The organism is Micromonospora sp. NPDC004704, from assembly GCF_053601675.1.
Window position 1 is genome coordinate 25836 of record NZ_JBSGCD010000006.1, and the last position, 12957, is coordinate 38792.

Annotated in this window: 10 protein-coding genes; 9 read left to right on the forward strand and 1 reads right to left on the reverse strand. The window is 70.3% G+C overall.

The annotated features are described in order from the left end of the window. Positions 1–23: 23 nt before the first annotated feature. The 6 genes from ACWEFB_RS10060 (at position 24) to ACWEFB_RS10085 (ending at position 8515) form a co-directional block, all read left to right on the forward strand. Positions 24–2549, forward strand: a complete 2526-nt coding sequence (locus ACWEFB_RS10060; RefSeq protein ID WP_452284107.1) for a DNA gyrase/topoisomerase IV subunit A — start codon at positions 24–26, stop codon at positions 2547–2549. Positions 2550–2972: 423 nt separating this feature from the next. Beyond that, positions 2973–4535, forward strand: coding sequence for a sugar transferase (locus tag ACWEFB_RS10065; protein ID WP_452284109.1), 1563 nt, complete (start codon positions 2973–2975; stop codon positions 4533–4535). 290 nt (positions 4536–4825) lie between these two features. Continuing rightward, on the forward strand, positions 4826–5809 hold the full coding sequence (locus tag ACWEFB_RS10070; RefSeq protein ID WP_452284111.1) for an ABC transporter substrate-binding protein: 984 nt from the start codon (positions 4826–4828) through the stop codon (positions 5807–5809). 14 nt (positions 5810–5823) lie between these two features. Next, positions 5824–6588: a class I SAM-dependent methyltransferase gene (locus ACWEFB_RS10075; protein WP_452284113.1), complete on the forward strand. Its 765-nt coding sequence runs from the start codon at positions 5824–5826 to the stop codon at positions 6586–6588. An 11-nt stretch (positions 6589–6599) separates the two neighbouring features. Further along, positions 6600–7667, forward strand: a complete 1068-nt coding sequence (locus ACWEFB_RS10080) for a FecCD family ABC transporter permease (protein WP_326557793.1) — start codon at positions 6600–6602, stop codon at positions 7665–7667. Continuing rightward, entirely contained in the window at positions 7664–8515 is an 852-nt protein-coding gene (locus ACWEFB_RS10085; RefSeq protein WP_452284116.1) for an ABC transporter ATP-binding protein, read from the forward strand. The genes ACWEFB_RS10080 and ACWEFB_RS10085 overlap by 4 nt, the downstream gene beginning before the upstream one ends. Here ACWEFB_RS10085 and ACWEFB_RS10090 read toward each other — a convergent pair. Next, on the reverse strand, positions 8512–9906 hold the full coding sequence (locus tag ACWEFB_RS10090; protein WP_452284118.1) for an asparaginase domain-containing protein: 1395 nt from the start codon (positions 9904–9906) through the stop codon (positions 8512–8514). The genes ACWEFB_RS10085 and ACWEFB_RS10090 overlap by 4 nt on opposite strands. A 145-nt stretch (positions 9907–10051) precedes the next feature. Between ACWEFB_RS10090 and ACWEFB_RS10095 the strand changes: the two genes are divergently transcribed. From ACWEFB_RS10095 to ACWEFB_RS10105, 3 genes are all read left to right on the forward strand, one after another. Then, entirely contained in the window at positions 10052–11254 is a 1203-nt protein-coding gene (locus tag ACWEFB_RS10095; protein WP_452284598.1) for a hypothetical protein, read from the forward strand. 85 nt (positions 11255–11339) lie between these two features. Continuing rightward, on the forward strand, positions 11340–12404 hold the full coding sequence (locus tag ACWEFB_RS10100; protein WP_452284120.1) for a cobalamin-independent methionine synthase II family protein: 1065 nt from the start codon (positions 11340–11342) through the stop codon (positions 12402–12404). 4 nt (positions 12405–12408) lie between these two features. Next, positions 12409–12957, forward strand: a complete 549-nt coding sequence (locus tag ACWEFB_RS10105) for a carboxymuconolactone decarboxylase family protein (protein ID WP_452284122.1) — start codon at positions 12409–12411, stop codon at positions 12955–12957.

Consider the following 12957-nt stretch of genomic DNA (forward strand, 5'->3'; position numbering starts at 1 on the left):
CGGATGGAAGAGAGCACGCAGTCATGGCACGCCGTACCGGCAAACCCTCGAAGGTCGACCTGTCCGCCTTCGACCAGGCGGGGGCGCGGGTTCTCGACAACCCGCTCGCCACCGAGGTGGAGGACTCCTACCTGGAGTACGCCTTCTCGGTGATCCACTCCCGGGCGCTGCCGGACGCGCGCGACGGTCTCAAGCCGGTGCACCGCCGGATCCTGTACTCCATGAGCGAGCAGGGCTACCGGCCGGACCGGGGGCACGTGAAGTCGGCCCGCGTCGTCGGTGACGTGATGGGTAAGTACCACCCGCACGGTGACACCGCGATCTACGACGCGATGGTCCGGCTGGCGCAGAACTTCTCCCTCAACGTCCCGCTGATCGACGGCCACGGCAACTTCGGCTCGCCGGACGACGGCCCGGCCGCCGCCCGGTACACCGAGGCCCGGATGTCCCGCGAGGCGATGCTGCTGGTCGGCGAGCTCGGCGAGGGCACGGTCGACTTCCGGCCGAACTACGACGGGTCGCTGTCCGAGCCCAGCGTTCTGCCCGCCGCCTTCCCGAACCTGCTGGTCAACGGCACCTCGGGGATCGCGGTCGGGATGGCCACGAACATGATCCCGCACAACCTCGGCGAGGTGGTCGCGGCGGCCCGTTGGCTGATCAGGCACCCGGACGCGTCCCTGGACAAGCTGATGGAGTTCGTCCCCGGTCCGGACCTGCCGACCGGTGGCCTGCTGCTCGGCCTGGACGAGGTGCGCAAGGCGTACGAGACCGGGCGTGGGGTGGTCCGGATGCGGGGCCGGGTGACGATCGGCCCGCTGGAGGGCAGCCGGGGCCGGCAGGCCATCACCGTCACCGAACTGCCGTACGGCGTCGGCGCGGAGAAGGTCATCGAGGCGATCACCGACGAGGTACGCGGCAAGCCGATCACCTCCGGCCCGCGCAAGGGTCAGCGCCAGCCGGCCCGGTTGCAGGGCATCGCCGACGTGAAGGACCTGACCGACCGGGAGAACGGCACCCGCCTGGTCATCGAGTGCAAGGTCGGGGTGAACCCGCAGGCACTGCTCGCCGACCTCTACCGGCTCACCCCGCTGGAGCAGTCGTTCGGCGTGAACAACCTCGTCCTGGTGGACGGGCAGCCGCAGACCCTCGGGCTCAAGTCACTGCTCGAGGTGTTCCTTGCCCACCGCTATCAGGTGGTGACCCGTCGTACGACGTTCCGCCGACGTAAGCGCCAGGACCGGCTGCACCTGGTCGACGGCCTGTTGATCGCACTGCTCGACATCGACGAGGTGGTCCGGCTGATCCGGGGCAGCGACAACGCCCTGGCCGCCCGGGACGCCCTGATGGGCCGGTTCCAGCTCTCCGAGATCCAGGCCGGTTACATCCTCGACACCCCGTTGCGCCGGCTCACCAAGTTCGACCGGATCGAGCTGGAGGCCGAGCGGGACCAGTTGCGCAACGAGATCGCCGCGCTGTCGGCGATCCTCGACGACGAGGCAGTGCTGCGCCGGGTCGTCTCGGACGAACTGGCCGCCGTGGTGAAGGACTTCGCGACCCCACGGCGTACGACCCTGGTCGACGGGGACCTCAAGGAGGTGCTCGCCGCCTCCGCTCCGGCCGGTCCGCTGGAGGTCGCCGACGACCCCTGCCAGGTGATCCTCTCCGCGACCGGTCTGGTCGCCCGGACCGCCGCCGAGTCCGAGGAGACCTCCGAGGGGCGGCGCCGCAACGGCCGTACCAAGCACGACGCTGTCCGTACGGTCGTCCGGGCCACCGCCCGTGGCCAGGTGCTCCTGATCACCAGCGCCGGTCGGGCGTTCAAGACCGACGTCCTTCCGCTGCCGGTCCTGCCCGAGCAGGCCGGCACGGTGTCGGTCAGCGGCGGCATGTCCGCCTCCGAGTTGGTGTCGTTGCAGTCGGGCGAGACCGTCGTCGGGCTGGTGCCCCTGGGCGACCAGGGGGCCGGGTCACCGGGGCTCGCCCTGGGCACCCGACAGGGCGTGGTCAAGGTGTGCGCGCCGGAATGGCCGGTCCGGGCGGACGAGTTCGAGGTGATCGGCCTGCGCGAGGGTGACGAGGTGGTCGGTGCGACCTGGCTCGCCGACGGTACGGAGTCGCTCGTCTTCGTCACCTCGGACGCCTCGCTGCTGCGGTTCCCGGCGCAGCTCGTACGCCCGCAGGGGCTCAAGGGCGGCGGCATGGCCGGCGTCAACCTCACCACCGACGCGCAGGTCCTGTTCTTCGGGGCGGTCCGGACCAACGACCCGGAGCAGGGCGACCCGATGGTGGTCACCAGCACCGGCAGTGGCGTGAAGGTCACCCCGTTCGCCCTCTACCCGGCCAAGGGCCGAGCCACCGGCGGAGTACGGGCACAGCGGTTCCTGAAGGGCGAGACCCGGCTGGTCGTGGCCTGGGTGGGGCCGCGTCCGGTCGGTGCGAGCAAGCGCGGGGAGCCGCTCGCCCTCCCCGCCACCGACGAGCGCCGCGACGGGTCCGGCACCGCCATCTTCGGCCCGGACATCATCGGCCACCTCGTCGAGCGCGGCTGACCCGACCGTTCACAGCACCGCCGGTCGGCCCTCGCGGCCGACCGGCGGATGTCGTTCCGGGGCCGTTCGGGTCGCACAACGTGTACGGCAGATGAACGGACTTCCACCGTGGACCGCCGGCACCCGTCCTCGAGCAGTGGCCTGTGCCACTCGTCGGCCCCATGATGCGGCGGTCGCCTGACCCGGCCACAGCCCCAAGCATCACGAGCGTCACGGACAGTGACCAAATAGGACCCCGTTGGCGTATCGATCGCGTTCCAGGCGACGGATTGATACATCCGTTACCGGGCAATGGGTTGGCGCCGGGACTCTTCCCCTACCGGCCGACAAACTCTGCCAGATGCGCCGCTGGCGGAACGGCTATGGCAGCCGTATCCTGCTCCCGGCGCGTTTCCTGTTGCGCCAAACGGGGAGGTCATAAACATGTCGAGCTGGCCGACGGTGCGCCAGGATTCGGTCGGGCAACCCATCGACGAGGCGAACGGCCAGTCGGTACCGGTACCCGGCCAGGGGACGGCGGTCGGCGAGTTCGACACCGAGACGACGATCCCCAAACCCCGTACGGCGCGTGGACGGGCCACTGCACCGGGTAACTCGGGTCCCTCGCCGTACGCGACCACTGCGGTTCTGCCCTATGTCAGTTCCCGCGCTTCGGGACGTACCCGTGGTTTGCGGGCCTGGATGCTCACCGCGCCGGTCGACATCGTCGCCCTCCTGGCGCCGCTGCTGCTGACCGACCGCTACCAGCGCGGAACGTTGTTCGCCGCCGCGCTGACGGTCACCATCTTCGCCACCGGTGGCCTCTACCGGGCCCGCCGGCACGTGAGCATCCTCGACGAGCTGCCCAGCATCTGTGGCCGGCTGCTCGCCTCGGCCGGCATCGTGGCGGTCATCGCGGCCTCGCGGCACGACGAACTCCAGTACCTGGTCGGGTTCATGCACGGGGTGGCGCTCTCCGCCGGGCTGGTCATCGTCGGGCGGGCAATCACCCGGAAGATCGCGCTGGTCGCGCGCAAACGACGGTGGGCGGAGCACAACGCCATCATCCTCGGTGGCGGTCCGATCGCCCTCGAGATCGCCCGGTTGCTGCGCCGCTACCCTCAGTACGGCCTCCGCTTCGCCGGCTGTGTCGACGCCGAGATGCACAACGAACCCGGTGCACCGCCGCTGATCGGTACCTTCAACGACCTCGAGAAGCTCATCTCGGTTGTCGAGTGCGACGTGCTCATCATCGCCGACCCCACCTCCGACGAGGGCACTCTGATGGAGATCCTGCAACAGCCGGGCTCCGCGAGCTGTGACCTCTGGGCGGTGCCCCGGCTGTGGGGCTCCCGTTCCTACGCCGGGCTCCCGGACCACATCGGCGCGATCCCGGTCGTGCAGATCCGGCACACCACCCTGTCCGGCCCCAGGTGGGCGGTGAAGCGGGCCTCGGACATCATCTTCGCGTCCATCGCGCTGCTCGCGCTGAGCCCGATCCTGTTGCTCTGCGCAATCGCCACGTTCCTCGACGGTGGGCGCGGGATCTTCTTCTACCAGGAGCGAATCGGGCGTTACGGCCAGCCGTTCAACGTGATCAAATTCCGCTCGATGCGCCCGGTCAACGAGCGGGAGTCGCAGACGAACTGGTCCATCGCGAACGACCAGCGGGTCAGCCCGATCGGTCGGTTCATGCGGCGTACGTCGCTGGACGAGCTGCCTCAGCTCTGGAACATCCTGCGCGGTGACATGACGGTGGTCGGTCCGCGTCCGGAGCGTCCCTTCTTCGTGGAGAAGTTCTCCGCCGAGCACCCCGACTACGCGATGCGCCACCGGGTGCCGGTCGGTCTGACCGGGCTTGCCCAGGTCAGTGGCTTGCGCGGGGACACCCCGATCTCCGACCGGGCCCGGTTCGACAACTACTACATCGAGAACTGGTCGCTCTGGCTGGACATCAAGGTCGTGCTGCGTACGGTGGCCGAGGTGTTCCGTGGTGGGGGTCGCTAGCGGGGTTTAGGGGTTGGGGCGGCATGCCCCGCTCCGGGCGTTCAGGCTTGATTCCTCCGCGGGGCATGCCGCCCCAACCCCTTAGCCGCTTGGGTTGTGGCGGCAGCAGGGGTTGTTCTGTCTGAAGATGTGTTGGAGCGCCGGGTCACCTTTGGTGGGCCGGCGTTTTTGTGTATTGGTTGCGGTGACTATCTGTTGAGTGGCATGTGTCTTTGTGTGGTTGGGGTGTGTTGGGGTGGTGCGGTGGCCTGGTAGGGTCCGGCGTTGTGAAAACGACTTTCATTTCGATTATGGCCGTAGTGGCCCTTGGTGGTCTGGCTGCCTGCGGTGAGTCCCCGGCGCCGGAGGCGGCGGGGGTGACGGCGGGCGCGAGCCCGGTGGTGGTGAGTAGTTGTGGGTTGCCGCTGACCGTGGCGGCACCGCCGAGCCGGGCGGTCGCCCTGGAGCAGAACGCCACCGAGATCATGCTGACCCTCGGGCTGGCCGATCGGATGATCGGCACCAGCTACCAGACCGACCCGGTGCTGCCCGAGCTTCGCGCCGACTACGACCGGGTGCCGGTGCTGGCCAAGCTCTACCCCTCGCGGGAGGCGGTACGCGCGGCGAACCCCGACTTCGTGTACTCCACGTACTCGTCGGCGTACGCGCCGGACGCGGCGGGGGAGCGTAAGGAACTGGGTGCGCTCGGGGTGCCCGCGTACCTGTCCGCGTTCGCCTGCGAGGACCAGGCCATCGCCAGGGACGAGGTGACGTTCGACGGCATCTTCGCCGAGATCAGGGACATCGCCACCATCTTCGGTGTGGCGGCCAAGGGCGACCAGGTGGTGGCCGGACAGCAGGCCCGGCTGGACGCGGCGAAGCGAACCGGTACGGCCGCACCGGACACCTCGCTGCTCTGGTACTACTCCGGCACCAGCACCCCGTACGTGGCCGGACACGGTGGGCTGCCGGACACCATCAGTTCGCTGCTCGGGGCGACCAACGCGTTCACCGACGCGAAGCAGAAGTGGCCGGCCGGCAACTGGGAGGAGATCGCCCAGCGCAACCCGGACGTGATCGTGCTGGCCGACCTGACCCGTGGCGGCGACGGCGACAGCGCCCAGTCGAAAATCGACTTCCTGCGGAAGAACCCGGTCACGGCCAAGCTCGACGCGGTGGTCAACGGGCGGTTCATCACCGTGTCCGGCTCGTCGATGGACCCCTCGATCCGCAGCGTAGGCGCGTTGGAGCAGGTCAGCGCCGGTCTGCACACCCTCGCCCCGAACCTGCGATGAACACCGGAGAAGCCATGCTCGACCAGACCACCACCCACCCCGCCCGGCGGCTGCTCCGGCTCTGGGACGACCAGCAGGCCGCGTACGTCGCCAACCGCGAGGACCGGTTCGCCGCCATGCTCGACGTACTGCGGTTGCTGCTTCCGGACGACCTGACCGTGCTCGACCTGGCCTGCGGTCCCGGTGCGATCTCCGACCGGGTGCTCGGGGCCCTGCCGAACGCCCGGACCGTTGCCGTCGACTACGACCCGATCCTGCTGCACGTCGCCCGCGGTGTGCTCGCCGAGTACGGGGCACGGGCGCAGGTGCACGAGGTTGACCTGGTCGCCCCGGACTGGAGCCGGTTCCTCGACGGGCGGCGGATCGACGCCGTACTCAGCTCCACGGCGCTGCACTGGCTCTCGCCCGAGCAACTCCTGCGGGTGTACACCGCGGCGGCCGAGCTGCTCCCGCCCGGCGGCATCCTGCTCAACGCCGACCACCTCCGGTTCGCCCCGTCGACCACCCTGCACGACCTGTCGCGACTGCACGACGCGAAGGTGCAGCAGGCCGGCTTCGCCGGTGGTGCGCTCGACTACCAGCAGTGGTACGCCGAAGCCCTCGCCGATCCGGAGATCGCCCCGCTGGCGGTGGAGCGGGAACGGCGTTTTGCCGACCGGCCACCCCAGCCCCTGGCACCGCTGGAGTTCCACCTCGCCGCTTTGCGTACGGCAGGGTTTGCCGAGGTCGGCACGGTGTGGCAGTACCTCGACGACTACGTGGTGTTCGCCCGCCGATGAGGACGACATGGATGGGCGGGTCGGCAGGAGTCGCCGACCCGCCCCGGCCCCGGGCCACTGCCCGGCCGGGAGGTGGACTCGCCGGACCGGTCCTCGCCGGTGGTCTGGTGCTGCTCGGGCTGAGCGCGGCGGCGGCGGTCACCATCGGCACCGCCGACCTGTCGGTAGCCGACGTGGTACGCACAGTGGCCGCGCATCTCGGCGTACCGGTGCGACCGCTGCCCCGGCTTGCCGACAGCATCGTCTGGGACCTGCGGATGCCCCGGGTCCTGCTGGCCGGGCTGGTCGGCGGTGGGCTGGCGCTCTGCGGCGCGGTGTTGCAGGCGCTGACCCGTAACCCGCTGGCCGACCCGTTCCTGCTCGGCATCTCGTCCGGGGCCAGCACCGGTGCGGTCGCGGTGCTCGTGCTCGGGCTCGGGGTCGGCTCGGTCCCGCTGTCCACCGGGGCGTTCCTGGGCAGTGCCGCCGCGTTCGGTGCGGTGCTGCTCTTCGCCGGCCGGCAGTGGACCCAACCGAGCCGGATCGTGCTCGCCGGTGTCGCGGTCTCCCAACTCTTCAGCGCCGTGACCAGCCTGATCGTGGTCTCGGACGCGAGCGTGCAGAACACCCGCAGCGTCACCTTCTGGCTGCTCGGCTCGCTCACCGCGGCGTCCTGGCCGGCGGTGACCCTGGCCGCCGTGGTCACCGGCGCAGGCTTCCTGGCCTGCTGGTGGTACGCCCCCGCGCTGGACGCCTTCGCCTTCGGCGTCGACACCGCCGAGTCGCTCGGCTTCGCCGCGGCCCGGACCCGGCTCGTCCTGTTCGGCACCACCGCCCTGGTCGCCGCCGTGCTGGTCGCGGCGAGCGGCGCGATCGGTTTCGTCGGGCTGACCATCCCGCACGCGGCCCGACTCCTGGTCGGGGCGCAGCACCGGATCCTGCTGCCGACCTGCGTGGTCACCGGTGCGGTCTTCCTGATCTGGGCCGACACCGCCGCCCGGACGGTGTTCAGTCCGCAGGAACTGCCGGTCGGTGTGCTGACCGCCTTGATCGGGGTGCCGGTGTTCGCCCTGGTCATGCGCCGCCGGAGCCGACCGTGACGCGCCCCGACGACAGCGGTGCCGAGCTGACCGGGCGGGACGTCGACAGCGGTGCCGACATGGTCGCCCGGGAGGTCGACTGGGGGGCGCGTGGGGTGCGGATCTTGCACCAGGTGGCGCTGCGGGCCGTACCCGGCAGCACGGTCGGGCTGCTCGGCCCGAACGGGTCCGGCAAGTCGAGCCTGCTTAGGCTGCTCGCCGGGTTGGGTCGGCCCGACGCCGGAGGGGTGCTGCTCGACGGGGAGCCGCTGGTCGACCTGCCGCGCCGCCGGCTCGCCCGCCGGATCGCCGTGGTGCACCAGCAGGTCAGCCCGGACGTGGACATGTCGACGTTGGACGTACTCCTGCTCGGCCGGATCCCGCACCGGCCCCGGCTGGCGGCGACCAGCGCGACCGACCTGGACCTGGCCCGCCGGGCCTTGGCCGACGCGGGCCTGGCCGGGTTCGAGCGGCGTCGGTGGTCCGGGCTCTCCGGCGGCGAACGGCAGCGGGTCGACATCGCCCGCGCCCTGCTCCAGGAGCCGGACCTGCTGCTGCTCGACGAACCGACCAACCACCTGGACGTACGGCACCAGCTCGAACTGTTGCACTTCCTCGCCGGGTCACCGATGACGGTGGTGGTCACCCTGCACGACGTCGACCTGGCCGCCCAGTACTGCGACCGGATCGTCCTGCTGCACGAGGGGCGGGTGGCCGCCGCCGGCACCCCGGCGGAGGTGTTCACACCGGAGCGCCTGCTGGCGGTCTACCGGGCGGACGCCGAGGTGAGCATCGGATCCGACGGCCGGCCGAGGGTACGTTTCCGTCGCCCCCGTACGCCGGCCGCCGGTCCCGAAGCCGGTGACTAGTCCTTCGGCTTGCCGTTCGGTGCGGTGTCCCACTCCGGGTTGCCGAGCGTGGTCACCCAGTCCCGTACCCGGTCCACGTTGGTGGGGGCGAAGGCGAGGCTGAGCAGGAGGAGCAGCCGCGCCTTCTGGGGCAGCAGGTCGTCGCCGGCGATGATCGGCGCGGTGGTGCTGCTGCCGTAGACGGAACCGGAGCCGGTCCGGGTCGTACTCACGAAGACCACGCCCTGCGCGGCGGCGGCGGTCCGGGCGCTGCTCTGCGCGGACGACAGCCCACCGGCGCCGGTGCCGGCGGTGACGATGCCCTTGACCCCGGCGGCGGCGAACCCGCTGATCGCCTCACCGCCGGCCTGCTGGTAGCTGTAGACGACCTCGACCCGGGGCAGCGCGGTCGGCTGGATCCGGGACAGGTCGAACGGGGTCAGCCAGTCCCGGGTACGGTCGCAGTCGTCGACCCGCGCCGGTGCCCGCCCGACCTTGATGTTCGGCCCGTCGACCCAGCCCAGTACGCCGAACTCCCGGCTCTGGAAGGTGTCCATCCGGCTGGAGTTGGTCTTGGTCACGTCCCGGGCGGCGTGGAACTCGTCCCCGAGCAGCAGCACGGTGCCGTAGCAGTAGGTCGTCTGGCTGGCGGCCAGGACGATCGAGTTGTACAGGTTCGCCGGACCGTCCGCGCCGATCACCTGCGGCCCGTCCGGGGTGACCGCCGCCCAGGGCCGCATCGCACCCGTGATCACCACCGGCTTGCGGCTCTGCACGGTCAGGTCGAGCCAGTACGCGAACTCCTCCATCGTGTCGGTGCCACTGGTGACCACCACCGCGTCGGCCGACTTGAGCGCGTTCTGTACGGCGAGGGTGAGCGCGTGGAACTCGGCCATGGTGTAACCGCCGGAGCCCTTGTTGCCGAACTGCACCGTGCTGACGTCGGCGACCTGCCCGATCTCCGGTTGGAGTTGGCCGACCATGCTGGAGATCGCGATCTGGCCGGACCGGTAGTCGGTGAAGCTGCTCCGCGAGGTGGCGACGCCGGAGATGGTGCCGCCGGTGCCGATCACGGTCACCTTCGGCTTGCGGGTCTTCGCCGTGGCGAGCGCCTCGGTGTAGGCGACGCTGACGATCCCGGTGGGGGCCTGCACCCCGGTCACCGCGCCGGGCGGGGGTGCTCCCGCCTCGGCGGAGTCGACCTGGGTGGTCAGCCCGAGGACGAGGGCGGCGCCCAGGGTCGCGCTGAGCAGCGGCGTGAGTACGGCACCGAGTCGCCACGGCGCCGGTCGCGGCCGGGACACCGGTTCGGCGGTGCTGTGCACGGTCGTTCCGGGGCCGACGATCGGCTCGGAGCCGACGATCGGCTCGGAGCCGACGGTCGGTTCGGACGGGATGTTCGGGTCGGACATGGTGGCCTCCGCGGTGGGGTGCGGTGGAAGGGGAAACCGCATCCTCCGAGTCAGAGTTTTCGATCTTGTTAAGCATCGATTTCACCTCGTCCCCGCCGGCTGGCTCGCCTCCCGGCGGGCGCGCCTCTAGCCTGTGCGGGTGCGGATCAAGACTGGATCGTTGCTGCTCGCCGTCGGTGTCACCGTCGCCCTCCTGCCCGGCTGCGGGCGTACGGCCGATGTCGACCCGTCGTCGCCCACGCCGGCACCGAACGGGAGTGCGGCGGCGGCCGGGCCGGTGGCGGGTACGAGCGATGGGCTCGGTGCGGCACCGACGGGTAGCCCGTCGAGCACGCCGAGCAGGGCGGCGGTGGTGCCGGCGCGGGCGGGCAACCCCGGCGGCGGTGCCACGGTCCCGGCCGAGGGCCGCGCGGTGGACACCAGCCGCCCGACCCGCAAGGTCGGCACCGGCACACCCGCGAGTTGCACGAGCAAAGCGGTCGTCTCGGCGGTCGCGGCCGGTGGGATCATCACGTTCGACTGCGGCCCGGAGCCGGTGACCATCACCCTGACCGAGACCGCCAAGGTCAGGAACGCGAACGGTCCCCGGGTGGTGCTCGACGGCGGCGGAAAGGTCACCCTCAGCGGTGGCGGCAAGCGCCGCATCCTCTACATGAACACCTGCGACCAGGCGCAGGGCTGGACCACGTCGCACTGCGACAACCAGGACCACCCGCAGCTCACCGTACAGAACCTGACGTTCGCCGAGGGCAACTCCACCGGGGAGAAGACCGAGGGCGGCGGCGGGGGCGCGATCTTCGTCCGGGGCGGGCAGTTCAAGGTGGTCAACTCGCGCTTCGTCCGCAACCGGTGCGACCGTACCGGGCCGGACCTGGGCGGGGCCGCGGTCCGGGTGCTCAGCCAGTACCAGGGCAAACCGGTGTACGTGGTGGACAGCACCTTCGGTGGTGCCGCCGGTCAGGGTGGCTCCTGTTCGAACGGTGGCGCGCTGAGCAGCATCGGGGTCTCCTGGGTGGTGCTCAACAGCGTGTTCAGCCACAACGAGGCGATCGGACAGGGGGCCAACCCGGCTCGTGGCGGCACACCCGGCGGGGGCAGCGGCGGGGCGATCTACTGCGACGGCAACAATTTCACCGTACGGATCGCCGGCACCATCGTCGAGAACAACCACGCGAAGGAGGGCGGCGGCGCGATCTTCTTCGTCAGCAACGATCGCAGCGGAACGATGCGGATCGAGAAGTCCACCCTCCGGCGAAATCCGAGTGACGGTTTCGAAACCCAGGGCCTGCCGGGGATCTTCTTCCTCGGTGCGAGCCGGCCGACCACCACCGGATCGACATTGAGCTGATCTCCGCGGCGAAATACCGCAAGGGAAAGGAAAACAGCAAGAATTCAACTATGGCGGCCGGCCACGCGTCTCTATGTTCGGATGCATGAGTCTCCCGACCGAACCGATCGGAAGCATTCCCCGACCGCCGGCACTGCTCGCCGGCATCGCCGACTTCGAGAACGGGCGAATCGGGCGCGAGGCGCTCGACGCCCTGTACGACGACGCCGTCCGGGACACCATCACCCGGTTCGAGGCGCTCGGCTCACCCGTCGTCACCGACGGCGAACAGCGCAAACCGAGCTTCGCCACCTACCCCGTACACGGGTCTTCGGAACTGGCCGACGACGGTGTCGTCATCCCGTTCGCGGACGGCCACACCCGTACGCTGCCGAGCCTGACCACAGGTCCGTTCCGGTACGCGACCCGCGCCGAGGGCTACCTGCGCGCCGCCCAGCGGCACGCGACCGCCCCGGTCAAGCAGGCCGTGATCGCGCCGTCGGCGCTGAGTCTGCTCTACCCCGCGGCCGGCATCCCCGGCTACGACCGGGAAGCCTTCCTCGACGACCTGGTCGACGAGGCCGAGGCGGACGTCCGGGGCGCCCTCGACGCGGGCGCCCACGCGGTCCAACTCGACTTCACCGAGGGGCGACTGTCGGTCAAACTCGACCCGTCCAAGGGCATCCTCGACTCGTTCGTGGCGCTGAACAACCGGGTGCTGGACCGGTTCACCCCCGAGCAGCGGGCCAGGATCGGCGTACACACCTGCCCCGGTGGCGACCAGGACTCGACACACAGCCTCGACGTCGACTACGCCGAACTGCTGCCGAGCCTGTTCGCCCTGCACGCGGGAGTCTTCTACGTACAGCTCGCCAGCGAGTCCGAACCGGACCGCGTACTGGCGACGATCGCCGCCCACGCCCGTCCGGACCAGCGGGTGTTCGTCGGCGTCATCGACCCGATCGACCCGGTGGTCGAGACACCCCGGCAGGTCCGCGACCGGGTGCTGCGGGCCGCCGAGTACATCCCGCCGGAACGGCTCGGCACCTGCGACGACTGCGGGTTCGCCCCGTTCGGCGACGACCTGTCGACCTCGCGAGAGACGGCCTGGGCGAAGGTACGCGCCCGGGTGGAAGGCACCGAACTGGCCGCACGAGAACTGGGAGTGTGACAACGTGGCGCACATCAATCTGGGTATCGACGAAAGTGAGTTTCCGGGCATCACCGGCCCGATGCGGTACCGTCCGGAGACGGCCAAGCCGCTCAACGAACTGGCCGAGGTGCTGCTCCGGCAGGGCTCGGACACCTTCACCACCGGTGAGCGTGAGCTGGTCGCGGCCTATGTCTCCGGGCTCAACGACTGCGACTTCTGCTGTTCGTCGCACTCCGCGTTCGCCGCCCGGCAACTCGACGAGGGCATGACCCTGGTCGACCAGGTACGGGCCGACCTCGACAGCGCGCCGGTGTCGGCGAAGCTGCGTACGCTGTTGCGGATCGCGGGGGCGGTGCAGAACAGCGGCCGTAAAGTCACCCCCGACCTGGTCGAGGCCGCCCGCGCCGAGGGAGCCACCGATCTGGAGATCCATGACACGGTCCTGATCGCGGCGGCGTTCTGCATGTTCAACCGGTACGTCGACGGGCTCGGCACCCTGGTACCGGCCGATCCGGCGACGTACTACCCCGCGTCTGCGGAACGGATCGTCACGATCGGGTACGGAGTCTGA

Excerpts from the sequence above, each read along its gene's own strand:
- ACWEFB_RS10090 (WP_452284118.1), bottom strand. The coding sequence starts at position 9,906 with ATGTCCGACCCGAACATCCCGTCCGAACCGACCGTCGGCTCCGAGCCG.
- ACWEFB_RS10080 (WP_326557793.1), top strand. The coding sequence starts at position 6,600 with ATGGGCGGGTCGGCAGGAGTCGCCGACCCGCCCCGGCCCCGGGCCACT.
- ACWEFB_RS10060 (WP_452284107.1), top strand. The coding sequence starts at position 24 with ATGGCACGCCGTACCGGCAAACCCTCGAAGGTCGACCTGTCCGCCTTC.
- ACWEFB_RS10100 (WP_452284120.1), top strand. The coding sequence starts at position 11,340 with ATGAGTCTCCCGACCGAACCGATCGGAAGCATTCCCCGACCGCCGGCA.
- ACWEFB_RS10070 (WP_452284111.1), top strand. The coding sequence starts at position 4,826 with ATGGCCGTAGTGGCCCTTGGTGGTCTGGCTGCCTGCGGTGAGTCCCCG.
- ACWEFB_RS10065 (WP_452284109.1), top strand. The coding sequence starts at position 2,973 with ATGTCGAGCTGGCCGACGGTGCGCCAGGATTCGGTCGGGCAACCCATC.
- ACWEFB_RS10075 (WP_452284113.1), top strand. The coding sequence starts at position 5,824 with ATGCTCGACCAGACCACCACCCACCCCGCCCGGCGGCTGCTCCGGCTC.